At 42.8% G+C, this 16,411-nt stretch carries 13 protein-coding genes and 2 pseudogenes; 7 read left to right on the top strand and 8 right to left on the bottom strand.

The window, feature by feature from the left end; genetic code table 11:
- Positions 1-61: 61 nt before the first annotated feature.
- Positions 62-1,147, top strand: a pseudogene (locus QQK21_RS09685) (methyl-accepting chemotaxis protein); the annotation flags it as partial.
- A 32-nt stretch (positions 1,148-1,179) separates the two neighbouring features.
- Here the strand turns inward: QQK21_RS09685 and add are convergent.
- From add to tal, 3 genes are all read right to left on the bottom strand, one after another.
- Entirely contained in the window at positions 1,180-2,178 is a 999-nt protein-coding gene (gene add / locus QQK21_RS09680; protein ID WP_284191988.1) for an adenosine deaminase, read from the bottom strand.
- A gap of 86 nt (positions 2,179-2,264) precedes the next feature.
- A complete protein-coding gene (tkt, locus tag QQK21_RS09675) occupies positions 2,265-4,256 on the bottom strand; it encodes a transketolase (protein ID WP_284191987.1) in 1,992 nt (663 codons plus the stop codon).
- 80 nt (positions 4,257-4,336) lie between these two features.
- Positions 4,337-5,287, bottom strand: coding sequence for a transaldolase (gene tal / locus QQK21_RS09670; RefSeq protein WP_284191986.1), 951 nt, complete (start codon positions 5,285-5,287; stop codon positions 4,337-4,339).
- 457 nt (positions 5,288-5,744) lie between these two features.
- On the opposite strand from tal, the gene QQK21_RS09665 reads away from it, so the two are divergent.
- Both QQK21_RS09665 and QQK21_RS09660 read left to right on the top strand, forming a co-directional pair.
- Complete coding sequence (locus tag QQK21_RS09665) at positions 5,745-6,725, top strand: sugar-binding transcriptional regulator (protein WP_284191985.1); 981 nt, start codon at positions 5,745-5,747, stop codon at positions 6,723-6,725.
- Between the two features lie 169 nt (positions 6,726-6,894).
- Positions 6,895-7,454: pseudogene (locus QQK21_RS09660) on the top strand (IS256 family transposase); the annotation flags it as partial.
- Positions 7,455-7,457: 3 nt separating this feature from the next.
- On the opposite strand, the gene QQK21_RS09655 reads toward QQK21_RS09660, so the two are convergent.
- On the bottom strand, positions 7,458-8,507 hold the full coding sequence (locus tag QQK21_RS09655) for a hypothetical protein (RefSeq protein ID WP_284191984.1): 1,050 nt from the start codon (positions 8,505-8,507) through the stop codon (positions 7,458-7,460).
- A gap of 564 nt (positions 8,508-9,071) precedes the next feature.
- Between QQK21_RS09655 and QQK21_RS09650 the strand changes: the two genes are divergently transcribed.
- Entirely contained in the window at positions 9,072-11,621 is a 2,550-nt protein-coding gene (locus QQK21_RS09650; protein WP_284191983.1) for a hypothetical protein, read from the top strand.
- A gap of 175 nt (positions 11,622-11,796) precedes the next feature.
- Here QQK21_RS09650 and QQK21_RS09645 read toward each other — a convergent pair whose 3' ends face one another.
- The 4 genes from QQK21_RS09645 to QQK21_RS09630 all read right to left on the bottom strand — a co-directional run bounded on the left by QQK21_RS09645 (position 11,797) and on the right by QQK21_RS09630 (position 13,837).
- On the bottom strand, positions 11,797-12,642 hold the full coding sequence (locus QQK21_RS09645; protein WP_284191982.1) for a hypothetical protein: 846 nt from the start codon (positions 12,640-12,642) through the stop codon (positions 11,797-11,799).
- A gap of 1 nt (position 12,643) precedes the next feature.
- Positions 12,644-13,288, bottom strand: coding sequence for a hypothetical protein (locus tag QQK21_RS09640; RefSeq protein ID WP_284191981.1), 645 nt, complete (start codon positions 13,286-13,288; stop codon positions 12,644-12,646).
- Positions 13,289-13,475: 187 nt separating this feature from the next.
- On the bottom strand, positions 13,476-13,637 hold the full coding sequence (locus QQK21_RS09635) for a hypothetical protein (RefSeq protein WP_284191980.1): 162 nt from the start codon (positions 13,635-13,637) through the stop codon (positions 13,476-13,478).
- The gene (locus QQK21_RS09630; RefSeq protein ID WP_284191979.1) at positions 13,625-13,837 is read right to left on the bottom strand and encodes a hypothetical protein; all 213 of its coding nucleotides are present in this window, start codon (positions 13,835-13,837) and stop codon (positions 13,625-13,627) included. The genes QQK21_RS09635 and QQK21_RS09630 overlap by 13 nt, the downstream gene beginning before the upstream one ends.
- 721 nt (positions 13,838-14,558) lie before the next feature.
- Here QQK21_RS09630 and QQK21_RS09625 point away from each other — a divergent pair.
- The 3 genes from QQK21_RS09625 to QQK21_RS09615 all read left to right on the top strand — a co-directional run bounded on the left by QQK21_RS09625 (position 14,559) and on the right by QQK21_RS09615 (position 16,396).
- Entirely contained in the window at positions 14,559-14,960 is a 402-nt protein-coding gene (locus QQK21_RS09625; protein ID WP_284191978.1) for a hypothetical protein, read from the top strand.
- A gap of 323 nt (positions 14,961-15,283) precedes the next feature.
- Positions 15,284-15,736: a rhomboid family intramembrane serine protease gene (locus QQK21_RS09620; protein WP_284191977.1), complete on the top strand. Its 453-nt coding sequence runs from the start codon at positions 15,284-15,286 to the stop codon at positions 15,734-15,736.
- Between the two features lie 408 nt (positions 15,737-16,144).
- On the top strand, positions 16,145-16,396 hold the full coding sequence (locus QQK21_RS09615) for a hypothetical protein (protein ID WP_284191976.1): 252 nt from the start codon (positions 16,145-16,147) through the stop codon (positions 16,394-16,396).
- The last annotated feature ends 15 nt before the right edge of the window (positions 16,397-16,411 follow it).

The raw sequence follows: 16,411 nt of genomic DNA, 5'->3' as shown, positions 1-16,411 counted from the left end.
TATGAAAATATTGATGAAATAGGATTAGGTGGAACTTATCGGTGAATTGGGCGCAATACCCCTTTTTGCGCCACTGCTATCTAGCATTCTTTCAATTGAGGGCAGTCTTCATTGGGCGATGAACCTACTGCCAATCGGCGCAATGTTAATGTTCAAGCAAGAGCTGATTGATACACCGAAGCAGCTCAGACGCCTAAAATCAGATTATGACAGCATCAGTCGCTTGATTTATTCTGGACAAAGCCAATTCTCCGTTGCTGATTTTCACATAAAGCTGCTTTCTGCTCGGATTCGTACAGTGTTGGGGCGCATGACAGACTCTGCAAAACCGCTACAAAATTTGTCGGACAGTTTGAGTGCAACGACACAGGAGGTGTCGAAAGCGCTCGAGCAGCAAACTCACGATATCCGTCAGGTACGTGTTGCCTCTGAGGAAGTTGAATTAACCGCGAACGAAGTGTCAACTAGCACACACGAGGCACACAACCTTATCGATGACACACTCAATACCTGTTTGTTGGCCAAAGATACCATAGACAGAACCCATGCAAATTTGGAGCAGTTGAGCCATCAAGCTGAAAAAGCGACCCAAGCGACTTTCCAGCTTAGCGAGCAAGCTCAAAATGTGAGCAAAATGATGGAAGAGATCGGTGGAATCGCAGAGCAAACCAATTTGCTAGCGCTGAACGCCGCCATTGAAGCCGCGCGTGCGGGTGAACAGGGTAGAGGATTTGCGGTTGTGTCTGATGAGGTACGTGCTCTTTCAGGTCGCACGGCTAACGCCACTGTTCAAATTAAAGACAGTATTGGAACTATGCTGGCAACGATTGAAAAATGGCAACAAGATATTATTGATAATCGCGAGCAGACCAATGCTTGTGGTGAAGTCGCTCAGGAAAGTGCAAAACGCTTGTCCGATGTCGAAGTCATGATGCATTCAATGGATCGCTTGATGAAGGTGGTTGAAGATGCCTCAATGAAGCAGCGCCGGTTATCAGAGGATGTGAATTTGCATATCCAGTCGATTGCGTTAGCTGCGGAGAAAAATCTCACAGCGACTCAGACGGTCAATCAACATTCCCATCAACTGCGTAATCAGGTCAACGAATTTTATCACCTCGCGCAGCGGTTTGAAGAAAAGCAATAGCCGAAAATATCGGCTATTGTGACTAGGAAATGTTACGCGAGTATAAAGCTGCGTAGATGCTGCTTGACTTGCTCAGAAGTAAACGCAGACTCAACACTGTATGAGTAAATATCGAAATAGTCGTCAAGCGTTAACTCAAACTCTTGCATGACTTTTTCGACTTCTGCCGTCATTGTCGTATTTGAAACCGTGCGGTTATCGGTATTGATGGTAATGGCGATGCCATCTTTTAAAAACACCTTCGCCGGATGGCTAGATAGGGCAGGAACCGCCTTAGTCTGAACATTACTGCTTGGACATGTTTCTAGAGCGATATGCTGATCTTTGACCAGGTCGTATGCGGCTTGGTGGCCAGTAATATGAATACCATGACCAATACGTTCAGCACCTAATAAGGTGATCGCGTCGTAAACATTTTGCCCCACACCTTGCTCACCAGCATGAATAGTGACGTGGTAACCTTTTTCCCTAGCGTACTCGGCATACGGGACAAATTCGGCGCAAAATCCAGCGGCTTCGCCACCGGCGAGATCAAAGGCAGCAATACCATTGCCCAAGTATTGTTGACCGACATCCAATACTTCCTTGATTGTGTCTTTTGGCGCATGGCGAAGAATCGAAAGGATGTAGTTTCCTTTAATATCGTAAAGCGATTCTGCGCGTTTCATGCCGTTGACAACGCTCGCGAGCACTTGCTCAAGTGTTAAACCGTTTTCAAGGTGTAATAAGGGGCCGAAACGTACTTCAAGGTATTTGACGTTCTCTTTCGCCGCGTCTTCATAAAGTTCGAAGGAAATTCTCTCAAGCGCGTCTGCGGTTTGCATCACAGATAGAGGTAAGTCAAAACGCTTGAGGTATTCATCAAGATTTTGGCAAGTTTCAGGTGCGATCATCAGCTCACGTATCTGCTCAATATCTTGGGTTGGGAGAGAAATACCTTGCTGATTAGCAAGATCAATAATTGTTTCTGGTCGCACGCTGCCATCGAGGTGGCAGTGTAAATCAATTTTAGGAAGATCAATAAATTGCATGAGTCTTTACCTTGATCGAAAGGTTAAATATGGCCAGTCATTCAAAAAAGCCCCGCATGGCGAGGCTTAGTTAAGTACAAGATGGATTAATCAAGTAATTCTTTTGCTGTGTTCACCACATTTTCAGTGGTAAAGCCAAACATCTTGAACAGCTCATCAGCTGGTGCAGACTCACCAAAGGTGGTCATGCCTATGATGCGACCGTCAAAACCAACGTACTTGTACCAGAAGTCAGCAATACCCGCTTCAATGGCCACACGCGCGGTCACATCGGATGGTAGAACACTTTCACGGTAAGCGGCATCTTGTCGGTCAAAGGCATCGGTCGATGGCATAGACACCACGCGCACATTTGTGCCTTGTGCGCTTAGCTCCGCGGCCGCATTAACGGCAAGCTCTACTTCTGAGCCCGTAGCAATTAAAATAAGCTCTGGCTGACCTTGGCAGTCTTTTAGGATGTAACCACCTTTAGCAATGTTGGCGACTTGCTCTGCGCTGCGCGCTTGCTGCGCGAGATTTTGACGAGAGAAAATCAGTGCCGTTGGCGCATCTTTACGCTCAATCGCCAGTTTCCAAGCCACGGCAGATTCAACCTGATCACACGGACGCCATGTATTCATGTTTGGCGTCATGCGCAGCGAAGCCATTTGCTCAACAGGTTGGTGTGTTGGGCCATCTTCGCCCAAACCAATCGAGTCGTGCGTGTAGACTTGAATGTTTTGGATCTTCATCAGCGCCGCCATACGCATCGCGTTACGCGCGTATTCCATGAACATAAGGAAAGTCGCGCCATAAGGCACAAAACCACCGTGCAGAGCAATACCGTTCATGATGGCTGTCATACCAAATTCACGCACGCCGTAGTGGATATAGTTGCCAGAAGCATCTTCTGCCGATACTGATTTAGAGCCAGACCACATGGTGAGGTTGGAAGGCGCTAAATCAGCAGAGCCGCCCAAAAATTCTGGCAACATTTGACCAAAGGCTTCCAGCGCGTTTTGTGACGCTTTACGTGAAGCAATGTTGGCTGGGTTAGCTTGCAAGTCGGCAATGATTTGACGGGTTTTTTCTTCCCACTCAGCAGGCAATTCGCCATTGAGACGACGCTTAAGCTCTGCTGCTTCTGCTGGGTAAGCCGCAGCGTACGCGGCAAATTTGTCATTCCACGCCGCTTCTTTCGCTGCGCCAGCTTCTTTAGCATCCCACTGGGCATACACATCCGCAGGGATTTCAAATGGGCCGTGCTGCCAACCGAGTTGCTTACGAGTTGCCGCAATTTCATCAGCGCCAAGCGGAGCACCGTGACAATCGTGAGAACCGGATTTATTTGGGGAACCAAAACCGATAATGGTCTTAGTACAAATTAAGGTTGGACGAGGATCGGCTTTCGCGGCTTTGATCGCCGCATCGATCGCGTCAGGATCGTGACCGTCAACCGCTGGAATAACGTGCCAGCCGTAAGATTCAAACCGCTTAGGCGTATCGTCAGAGAACCAGCCTTCAACGTGACCATCGATTGAGATGCCGTTGTCATCCCAAAACGCGATAAGCTTACCAAGACCTAGTGTACCCGCTAGAGAACACGCTTCGTGCGAGATCCCTTCCATCAAACAACCATCGCCCATAAAAGCGTAGGTGTAGTGATCGACAATCTCATGGCCTGACTTGTTAAACTGCGCCGCAAGCGTTTTTTCAGCTAATGCCATACCGACTGCATTAGTAATACCTTGACCAAGAGGGCCGGTCGTGGTTTCCACACCTGGCGCGTAGCCATACTCTGGGTGGCCTGGCGTTTTCGAGTGCAGCTGACGGAAGTTTTTCAGCTCATCAATTGATAAGGCGTAACCTGAAAGGTGCAGCAGAGAGTAAATCAACATAGAGCCGTGGCCGTTAGACAGTACAAAACGGTCACGATCGGCCCATTCAGGGTTTGCTGGGTTATGATTTAGGTGTGAACGCCAAAGAACTTCAGCGATATCGGCCATGCCCATTGGGGCGCCGGGATGACCAGAATTGGCTTGTTGTACGCCGTCCATGCTAAGGGCACGAATAGCGTTAGCTAGGTGTTTGCGATCCATAATTAATACCAAATATTATGTTTTTCTTAAAAGGGAAAAATAACAGGGAAGATCATATCTTCCCTGCTGATAATTTAAAATTAAAGTTTAGCTTCGATCATGGCTTCTAGTTTGCCTTGGTCAACCGCAAAGTTACGGATACCTTCTGCCAACTTCTCTACTGCCATTGGGTCTTGGTTGTGTTCCCATAGGAACTCTGAATGCGTCATGGCTGTTGGTCGTTCAATGTTTCCGTTTGAGTCAACAAGTTTTTCAACAACATGACCTTCAGCGGCCTCAAGCTCTGCCAGTAGAGCTGGCGCGATAGTAAGGCGGTCACAGCCAGCAAGCTCAAGAATCTCACCGATATTACGGAAGCTTGCACCCATCACAACGGTGTTGTAGCCGTGATCTTTGTAGTAGTTATAGATCTTAGTGACTGATAATACGCCAGGATCTTCTTCTGGTGCAAAATCACGACCTTCTTTCGCTTTGTACCAATCCATGATACGGCCTACAAACGGAGAGATAAGGAATACACCTGCTTCGGCACAAGCACGAGCTTGAGCAAATGAGAATAGAAGCGTCAGGTTACAGTTGATGCCTTCTTTTTCCAAAATCTCAGCGGCGCGGATACCTTCCCATGTTGAAGCCAGCTTGATAAGAATGCGATCGTTACTAATGCCTGCGTCGTTGTACATTTTTACTAGCTGACGAGCTTTGGCAACGCTGCCTTCAGTATCGTAAGAAAGACGTGCATCAACTTCTGTAGAAATGCGGCCTGGAATGGTTTTTAGAATTTCTTTACCAATGTTTACCGCCAGCATGTCACAGGTATCTTGGACTTGCTGTGCTTTGTCGCTGCTTTGAGTTTTTGCGTAGTCAATGGCGGCATTGATAAGAGGGGCGTATTGTTCGATTTGAGCAGCTTTAAGAATCAGAGAAGGGTTGGTAGTGGCATCTTCTGGTTGGTATTTCTTGATGGCGTCTATCTCACCAGTGTCTGCGACGACAGTCGTTAGTTTACGAAGTTGCTCAAGTTTATTGCTCATCTCGGTCATCCTATATCATGGGCTTTTACGCTAAAACATTAGCGTGATTTGTACAGTTTCAAGCTAATTAGTCAGCGCGAGTATCCATCTGGCTCACGGATAAAGGTTTGCCAACCCCGCTGACTATTTTCAATTTATGGGTGATAGAGCATCTGCTATGAACATTTGCTCTTTCATTGAGTAAATGATGGGTTCATATTTATCTCTTCGCCGCAGAATGTCAATCGATAATTCCCCCTTTAGGGCAGGTTTGTGTGGTATTTTTTTCTAGCATGAAACTGAGCGTGCAAATCAAACGTTTGCTATCGTCTAGCGTGGGTTCAGCAGGGTTTTGGACCGTCTGATTTTGCTATGAGAATTTGTAATGCAGATGAGCAAATGTTGCATTATTTTGTTAGCCTGACATATGCTACGTGTCTGAGCACATGTTTAGTCCTTGTTTAGGAGCTTGATTACCATGAGTAAGTCGCCCAATGATATGTATGACGATAGCGCAGATCTGTTAACGGAAATTTCCGTTGCTTACTACCAAGATGGTGCGACGCAGGAAGAAATTTCAAAAAAATTTGCTGTATCGAGAGCAAAAGTCGGTCGTATGCTCAAGCAAGCACGAGACGAGGGCATTGTCGAAATCACGGTCAAATACCACCCAGTATTCAGTGCCAAGATAGAGCAAAGGCTGGTTGAGCGCTTTGGTGTTAAGCGAGCCTTAGTTGCACTTGATCAACCGAGCGAAGAATTGCAACGCCAGCAAGTCGCAGGCTTGGTATCCAAATTTATGGCCAGTTCAATTCACAATGGCTCTGTGGTCACTGTAGGTCAGGGTAGAAATGTCTCGGCTGTGGCACACCACGTTGGCGTGATCCCCCAAAGAGACGTGAAATTTGTCTGTGGTATTGGTGGTATTCACCCCAGAGGTGGCATGTTTAACGCTGATCATATTTGTCGCCAATTTGCTAAAACCTATGGTGGCACCTCAGAGACTCTCTATGCGCCAGCCTATGCAGAGAACCCAGAGCAAAAGCGTGCCTTTATGCAAAACTCCACCGTCAAACAAACGCTAGACTTGGCACGCAAAGCCGATGTCGCTTTGGTGGGCATCGGGGATATGAGTGAAAACAGTTATATGGTCGATTTAGGCTGGTTTACCGCCGATGAAGTGGTGCAGTCACGAATGAACCAAGGCGTAGTAGGTGATTTTGCCGGTTATGACTTTTTCGACATTCATGGCAAGTCCGCCAAAACCGTTATGAGTGACAGAGTGATAGGGTTGGGTATTGAAGAGTTTCGCCCGATTTCACAAGTCATCGCCATCGCCGCCGAAAACAGCAAACCCCTCGCCATGCTCGGCGCACTCAGAACAGGCGTGATTGATGTGATCGCCACCAGTGTAAGCAACGCCTTGACCGTATTAAACCTTGATGAACAGATGAAATAATGACCTAGTGACAGTGTAACTAAATGGAACTGGGATTACAATTGCATACCAAGATGTCGGTGAACTGGTGGACGATACAGAAGCCTCTCAAGTTACCGCTTATGGAACGATGGAAAATCCAAGAACAAACTGGAGAGAAGAAACTCAAGTAGGACAAATACATGTCTACCATAACCGTGGTGTTGAAGATATCTTGATTGCCTGTGTCGATGGTCTAACCGGTTTTCCTGAAGCCATTGCAAGCATTTACCCTGATACTGAGGTTCAGCAGTGCGTGATTCATCAAATCCGCAACTCCTTAAAGTACGTGGCGTCCAAGCACCAAAAAGAGTTCATGGCTGACCTAAAGCATTGTCAGTAAAGAAGCTGCTGAGATGGAGCTGGATCGCTTAGAGTCCAAGTGGGGACAACACTACCCAATCGTGCTTCGTTCTTGGCGTAGCAAGTGGGCCAATTTGTCGGTTTACTTTAACGTTTGAAAGGCCATATACACCACGAATGCTATCGAGGCAGTACACAGCCAGTTTCGTAAACTGACTAAAACCAAGGGTGGGTTCCCGAACGAAAATAGCTTGCTAAAACTGCTGTACGCTGGGATATTGAATACTTCTAAGAAGTGGACAATGCCAATCCAAAACTGGAATATGACATTGTCCTCAACTGGCCATTCAGTTTGATAAAGAATTAGAATTTGCTACAGAACCCATAATGAACCAACATTTTAGCTAGCCATTACGAGGTGTGCTTGGAGGTGCAGAACATAGCTTTGAGGGTATCTTTATTGGTCGATTCTCTGACCGATAAGTCGATAGCATCTCTTAATATACCCGCTTTACGAATCTCGCTCATTAGCGCTGCTCTCTCAGCTTTTGAAGTATCGTTTTCATCTGTCACATTTAATCTACGTAAGACTTCTTCAGATCGAGTCGTAGCGTCCTGAACTCTAGCGAGAAAGCTTTCTGAGATAGTGCCCATTTTTTGTCTAACACGAAGCCCACGTTTTCCATTGGACGTAGGTGTTACCAAAAGTTCTTCTAGAGTTAAACCAAAAGCCAACGTCGCACCATTCTCTATACTTTGCTTCTTAGCCATTACTTTTTCGTTGTGGTCCTGCCCCTCTTTCGGAGATCGAATAACATCAGATCTAAACCTATGTTTTACACTATCCGCGATATGAGAATCTTCATGTAATATGGCTGGGCCATATGCCCATGAATCCATTACAATGCTTATTTTATCTTTATCTTCGGTCGACTCTTTAGATGTTTGTAACTCCACCCATTCATGGTCGAAACCTCGGCCATTTACTCGATATAATTGTTCATTCATCTTTAGTTTTTTTGCGTGTTGTGCCTGTAGCACTGCTGAGAATTCAGAACAGTTTCCGGTTTTTGCTACCATAGCTACAGCTGCTTCCGTTGCATTTATCATACAGCGGTCTCTTATTTTATTCTTGCAGACATACTCCGCTATATAGCCTCTCTGACGTATGGTATCAATATGAGGTTTAAAAGGATCAACTGCTTTTGTCTCATCGCTGTATGAGTCGGGTATATTACTTCGGCCGTTCTTCAACACCTCCCTCGTTTCAGCCATCGAGAGGTTCGCTCTATATAATGCCTTTATAGTATCGGTATCTGGCTTTTCGTTCAGCATAGTTTTATGCAACAAATACAAATTTGTATCGACATTATAAATTCTAGCTATCGGCATTAAACCACTATCATGGTTTTGTTTCCCCGTCGTTTCGGGTTGGTTCAGCGTTGCATTAAAAACTCTCAATGTATAGTCCTCTAATATTGTCAGCCGGTTACTTTCTTTAAAGGTGAAGTGGACTATATTGAGCCAATTAACATTAATCGTGTCATATGTTTGATTATGAAAGTTTGCGTAAAATGTTGGCGTTGTTTGGGGCAAAATATGCAAGGTTCTGAGAACTTATTTCTGACCAGCAGAAGCCCCCCTCGCGCGATAGTGATTCTCTGAAGTCCCCAGCTTTGAGATGAATACCAATCAGTAAGCTTACTTTACGAAAGTAGCTTACCGCTGTTCGTAAGCGCATGCCGAGGGAATGCATTTTCTTTATGATACAGAGTCTTACTGTTAAAGGAGATTTTTTACATATAAACTCAGAAATTTACACGACGAATTACTGAGACCTAATGCTAAGGTCAACTCTATATTGTTAATTGAATCAGTTAAATAGTAATGAAGATGACTAAGGTTAATTCTTTTACAGTTACAGCTTCAAAAACTCAATATTCTGCTAGCGTAATTTCGAAAATCCCCGTTAGTCATATAAGAAATTTGCCGACTCGCCTCAATTTGATATTCATGGAGAAATAGATGAGAAGCGAACCTAATAGCCCCATACCAATGGAAGTTGATGGAAGCAGCATGGATACATCTGATGATGGTATTCAAGTATTGCAAGTGGCCAAAGTTACGAATAGTAGAAAGCGGCCTATGGAAGGCGATAGGCAAGTGCCCGAAAAGCAAGCTAAAACTGAGGCTTCTGATCTAAAAGGGCTGATCGATGGCGTTTCACGGCTTAGTTTAAAAACTGCTAAAGCCATCCCATGCAAACCAGCACCTAGTACCAATGTTAGCGGACTCGATCAAAACTGTTACTATGCTTCAACAGCAATGCTGGTAGGACAAAATACACATGAACTGGTTTCTAATTCTGAGACCATGCAACAAGATAGAGGCAATGTAGATGACATCCAAAATTTGTTTCTATCTCAAGGTATAGATACAGCAAGAGAAGATATTCAAAGCGTCAACGATTTAGAGCGTGCCCTAGAATCAAGATTAGAGCCAGGTAAAGGTTTGATGGTTAACCATGCTTGGACAACAGCCGATGGTCAGCAAGGCGGACATTCTGTCGTTGCTTGGCAAGATGAAAATGGCAAGTCATTTATTATTGATCCACAGAGTGATACAGGCTTGCCTCTTTCTGACTATATTGAGTCAAAAATTAAAGGCCACAAGAATAGCAGTGTTCATATCATAGGAGAGTATACCAACAACGGCTTTCCGTCTCGCGAAACTAATCCACCTAGAGTGCAAGCTTCAACATCTAGCGCGAGCGGATCTAACGTGACTCTGGGCGCTCAATCAGCAGAAAACCAAGCCAGTAGTGAGAAAAAACAAAGCGAGGCGCTATTCCATAATCTAGAGGTGCTTAAAGGTGACGCGATACCAAATACATTGCACAACTTGCAGTATTTTGAAGAAAAGCTTGCGTCAGAGAGCCCACTCTCACCTGAAGAAAGCCGCGCTATGATAGACACTGCGCACTATGCCTTGTTTTTACCTGACAAAGATGAGTATTACCATAGTAAAGAAACACCTGCGGCAAAAGAAATAAGAAACAGTGGGTTGAGTCTTCTGTGCCAAGCTCTGGATAAGGGGCATAGAAGCGAGGTTATTTCACTATTAAATGGCCCCAGAGGGAATAACTCTCGCTTTGAGGTTCTAGTAGATAGAATGTATTCCGACTACCGCGACAGGAAAGAAAGTACCATGTCCGCTTTTATGCAGGATATCGTGCAGCTGGGCTCTAGTGGAAATCCTAAATTAAACCTTCTTGGCAGCAGCGGAAAAGCCAAACACGGTGCACTAGCAACAATCTACCGACATTCTCCAAGCCGTGTGTCTAACTCAATATTACTCTTGGTACCAACTCAGGATAAAAAGCAGCTTTTGCAGTCTATCGGCAGCCCATCATTGATGAGTCGCTTGCTTGGTGAAGGCGCGGATTTGAAGAAAAAAATTGCGGGTGATTTAGCAAGAAAGCTTCCAAAGACGACAAAGCCAGTCTCGCCTACCAAACCTTATGCCCTTACACAAAGTAAGGTAGACGGCATGATAGAAAAAGAAGATAAAAGGTTGAAGGCGTGGCGTGAAGAAAAGGCAAAGAAAGAGAATACAAGACAGGTTCAAATTGAAGCACTGAAAAGTCACGGTCTGTCTCAATCTAAGGCTGAACGTGTGGTAAACGGCATAAGTGAGTTATCGGCGGATGCGCAAACCGACGCTTTACGCAAGGCAGTGAAAAGCCATGTAAAAGAGCAAGAGCAAAAAGCTGCTCTAGATGCACATGTTAAGCAGCAGGAACTTGAATATTCAATTAGGCGAAAAGCGCAATATGCAGAGGCGGAGCGTCAAGCCTCAATAAGAATTGCCGAACAAGAGCAGCGCCAAGCAATAGCAACGCAAACTCGCCTTCGTGAGATTGAAGCGGTGCAAGCACAGCGTTCACTTGAAATGGTTCAGCAATATGAGTTTAGGCAAGCCCAGAAAAAGGCTTTGCAACAAATTACGAATGCCAGTGCACAGAGTGTAAACCACAGAAGCAGTGTTGAAAGAGGGTTGTCTGGCAATCGTCTTAGCTTCAACCAAACTCGATCGATTGCTCAAGATGCAACCAGAGCAATTGGTACTGAAGTGGGCAGCACGCTATCGCAGCGTTTGACGGCTCAGCAATTAGCTAGAGTGTCTTCCAATGGTGTTGCCAATATCGTCCCACAGCTGCGAGATACGGTTCGCTTCTCTGAGGCTAGAGGATATGACGCTTCAGGAAAGTTACTGGTAGAAGGCAAGCTACCTCATGGAAGTTTTGCTCAGCTAAGTAATACCAACCATCTTCTTATGGAAGAAACGCGAGGTGTGGCGAAACCAGGTTCAAGTCAAGTTCTCAAATCAGGGAGCTTTCCTGGCCAAATGACAGTTCACGAGAGTGGGGTGAAAATCCTGCCACCAAGAGACAATGGGGATCGAGTGCAGTTTGATATAGTGAGGGGTGGTGTGAGAGACAATGCGGTTTACCCAGCTCAAAGTATTCACTTTAGTCGGGATGTTAGCGCACTCAGCCAGCTTATCGGCTCCTGATGCACGGGCTAATTATCAAGTGTTAGCAATGCCTTAACCGTATTAAACCTTGATGGACAGATGAAATAGCACTCATGTGACGGCGTAACTAAATTCGCAGTTACGCCGTAACTTATAACTGATTCAAGCGAGTGTTTTTAGGCTATTGTTAGTGGTCATGACAAAAAGTCTATGTTTATCCGTTAGCATTAGAGCCTGACTCTGCCATTATCTCTTTAATCTTCTTATACGATTTCTTTTTGGAGTTATAGATTATCACATGTTCACCATACTCTTTATCTATGCTTGCGACCAGCTTACGCCACTCGAATAGGTATGTCATTGTAGAGTAAATTAATATTCCAAGTACAAACAGAAGTGGTATTCCAACGCTAAAAAATAGCATCGCATGTACACTCATATCAGGGGCAAGTACATCTGACCGCTTAAGCATCTCCGCAATCCCCATTCCAATGCCAGCACCGCCAGTGCCGATAAGCGCAGCTAAAATAGAGATAATATTTCGAAGCTTTCTTAATGGTGCTCTAAGAAAAGGCATTCTTTTTAGCGTTAAAACTCCAAAAAATTCAATCTTTCTTATCTCTATTTCGTTATTTCTAATTTTGACGTATTTACTATTATTAAATAATATGGCTTTGTCACTAAAAAACAATCCAGTTAATACTCCCAGAATAAATGATAATATCAAAAATATAAACATATAAAAGGTGGGATCAAATGCTTTTTTTGAATGAACTATTACTGAGCTTAGCATGAACATTGTCAGGCCGGTGATAAAGTAACTCATTAAAATTACTTGTGAAGAGACTCTTCTTCTGAGAAACTCTATCCCAAAACGAGTGTAAAGAAAAACTTGAAACAAGACTACACTCAAAAATGCTAACCAGCAGAAAACAGTAGCATAGTATTGCGAATCGAAAAAAGCATATGCGATTTGAAATGACGCCATTATTACGGAAGTAATTATCAAATCTGACCTTATACATTCAGCCTTATAATCATCATCTGAATAAATTTCCATTTTAACCTTCACTCAACTCTTGCTTTAGCTCAGAATAGGGTTTCTTTTCCAAGTTCAACAAAACCGTGTAACTACCATGTTCTTTTTTAACTGTCTTAAGTAGCTTTCGCCAATGGTATAGGTATGAGATTAATGGTGCGATAACCACACCCATTGCGATTCCAATTGGTACACCCATAACAAAAAACAAGAAGGCATGAGTATTGATATCGTCTCCTAAAAGACCTGACCGTTTTAGACCTTCAGCAATAGCGATAGAAAGCCCTGCGGCAGAACCACCAATAAGTAGGATAAAAACAGCAACAGCATAATGAAGACCTTTAAGTGGCTTTCTTAACCAAGGTGCTTTATCAAGACTAAGGTCAGCCCAAGGGTTAAATTTTCTTAGCTCTATTTCATTTCCTCTTATAATGGTTTCATTTTTAAATAAATTAACATCTCTATCTTTTTTGAAAAAGCTGCCAGAAATAATACCTAGCATTAAAAATACAAACATGATGGCGGATAACGCAAAGTGGATGTCAAATGTATTTTCAACATTGATAAAAACAGATGAAAATATGAAATTATATGAGCTATATATAAAATATAGCATTATTAATGTGATATTTTCAATAGGGTGTTCCCTAATGCAAGTAGAATTCATAAGGCATATTTTAAGTATTATAATTGGTGATATTATAAAATATAATAATATAGGTAACGTGGCTAATGTAAAAACGTTATTCACGATTAATAATTTCGGAAAATGAGAAAATTGCGAATATAGATAGAATGCTTTTTCTTAAGCCAGATACTCGATTTATTTCAGAGTTGATGTCCATAATTTCCTCTTAAAACCCAAACATGCCTGAGCCTTTTAGTGCTTGCTCACCAATATACTGATCAATTTTCTGCTGCTCTGACTCAATACTTTTTTCAACGGTATCACCAAACATATGTTCAAGTACTGTTTCAGTAGTGAAATTAGGAAATGCATCTTTTAAAAAAGCCATTGATCTTTTTTGTAGTCCTTTGATGTATCAATATAATCAAATAGCCATCCAAAACCTATGGTTGCAGCGATATTTTCAGATAAGACGGTCAGGCTCATTTCAAACGGCGCAGACAGCGCTTCCGTCACCCGAAAACTTTCTACTTTGAACGCCCCTAAAAACCCAGAGATCTCAAAGCTAAACTCAATATCATTCGCCATACCGCTTCACTCTTATGACCCAACCACTGCGGGTAATCAATCTACATGCATATTAAATGGCGGAACTGTAACAACTTTTGTTGAAAGTATCACTTTGATAAAACATGGAGTGAGCGATCAAAGAGGCTGATAAAGTAACTGATTTGATAGTAGATTTGCTTGGGGGAGCATTTAAGAAGACCGTAGAGCCAGTGAAAACCACGGTTTTTGCTCTCAGCAGATAATTGTGGTTTTGTGATGAGGTTTGCAGTGTCGGGTTGGGTGGCTTTATACCTTTGTTTTTTTGCCCCTAAATGAGTCATGTTTCCAAGTCACATAACCATATTCAGCCAACTTTGATATAAGGCAATATTTTCTGACTCATAGAAAAGTTAAAGGTTGAGAAACCCTCATTCTGTGCTTATTCATAGTCATAGTGACTATTTAGGTAGTTAAATCATAGTAATTTATCTTGAGTGGTTATAAATATATGAAAATATGAGTATTCTCATTTCAAGTGAAAGTTTAATTCTTAGTTCTTGCAACCTTAAATAAACGAAAAACCAAATATATTACGTCTTTTCTAACGGAATAAGGTTCTAATAGAATGGCAGAATAGATATAGGGGCTGTATTAGGAATACGTTGTGCGAATTTTTGCTTGGTGTTGGTCAATGGACCTATGTAGGCATTGATGCTAGGTATGACACCAGAGTTTTAACTACAAATTGTGGAAGAGATACATGAAGATAGAGCAAGTCCAAGCACATATCGAAGAACATATTAACGATGGTGACTCTTTGGTGGGTTTTTTTCAAGCGATGAGTATGCCAAGCTATTGGTTGATACTCTTATTTGGCCCTCTCATATTTTGTGGGTTGAAAGTATACTTTCTAGCGATCACTGAAAAAGGTATCTCTTTTCATAAATTGAGCTTTTGGGGCAAGTTTAAAGAGCATGACTTTTTTGAGTTTAACGAAATTGAAAGTGTTGATATTGGGAAAGGTTTTCTTCAAAGGCCAATGACCTTTAAGTTTAAAAATACCAGAAAAATCAAGCTTAAAGCACAGTTGAAGGGAGCTAAAAACGTGGCTAGGTTGCAACCAGCTGTTCAAGAACATATTGAAAAAAGCATTATCAAATAACCTCAAGATGTTTAGCTAAGCGCTATGTGAACGAGTTGCACTCTTAAAAAATAGCGCTTTGGTGACATGTCATAAATAACGTAAATAAAATGTATCTTTTTATACTCACACTTATCGTTTATGTTAGCTCACTAACTTTAATCAAGCCTGCGCCGAGTAGCTTGAAGTCCTGTCAGAACTATAGCTACAGCGACAATTTTAAACGAGTTTGGGCTTCTATATTCTCTGGCGCTTTAATTATTCTAGTGTTTTTCCTAACAACAAACTTTGGTTTTATTTCTATAGATGAAAATCTATATAAGACCTTAGCTTTAAAGAATAATATGGCTCTGTTTTTAGACTGGCCAGCACAGCTTGTATCACACTTGTTTATTCATGGTAACTTAATTCACCTTGTTTCAAATGTTGTTGGTCTGGGCATGGCCTCTGTTTATGAGCGTAGGGTCGGTGCCAAAAGGTACTTTTCTGTGCTTCTTATCGGAAGTTTGGCATCGATACCATCTGTACTCTTTTATTCAGAAAATGTGTTTATTGGGGGCATATCGGGTGGTGTGTTTGGTTTAGCTGCGGCCTACTTTACGGATGAGAAAGACCTAACACTTAAGGAATGGCTTTTGGCGATTGCTCTATTCTTGGTGTTAGCAGCACTACTCGCTTTTGATTCAGAAAACAAGATCAACTCACAAGATGAACTAAATATACAAATCGATCATATAGGCCATTTTCTTGGCGCTCTCGGTGCAATATTATACTGCCGCTTTGTGCCACTGCGCTGAAGCAGGTGATGTGTGAGCCTGATTTTACATTGAAATACGGTAAGTATTATTTCTGAGCTTTCCTCAAGCCATTCAGAAGAAAAAAGGATTTACTAGTTTGGTAAAAATCGACAAAAAAGTTTTAAAACTTATTATAAGCCGACTAAAGCCAAAGACGTTTTTAGGCGACGTTCCCCGAGGTAACATCCTGCTAATACCTAGCGAGCATACTAATGTCGTCAGGCTTGAGGAATGACCTTATCATTCACCAAAACTAACCCCTCTAGCACGATAATTCCCCTTTTCTGAGCTGGGTATCTAACTTTGCACAAAGAGCTTAGGAACTTATTTGATATAAAAAAGCAATTAGTTAGTATGGCAAAGTCGCAGTATCATATTGTTTTTAAATAGATTTTAAGGGGTTTTGCTATGATTGCGGGCAAAGTTGATTGTAAGGTGTACCCATATCACCCCGATTGTCGTGGGATTAATACCAATTTAACTGAAGGGGTTGAAGGGCTAGGCGCTGGTTATGAGCAGGCGTTAGCTTTGTTAGCCGACGATAAAGCGCAGGTTATCAGTTTTATTTCAACTCATATGAATACAGAGCTTATGTTTTCACTGCAAGGTTTGGTGGCGTCTTTTGGGTTAATCGGCGAGTACTTGGCTCGAATAGCTTAAAACAACAAAGGCGCT

Source organism: Vibrio zhanjiangensis (genome assembly GCF_030161235.1).
Lineage (GTDB): Bacteria > Pseudomonadota > Gammaproteobacteria > Enterobacterales > Vibrionaceae > Vibrio > Vibrio zhanjiangensis.
This window is presented reverse-complemented; position numbering and strand designations above follow the sequence as displayed.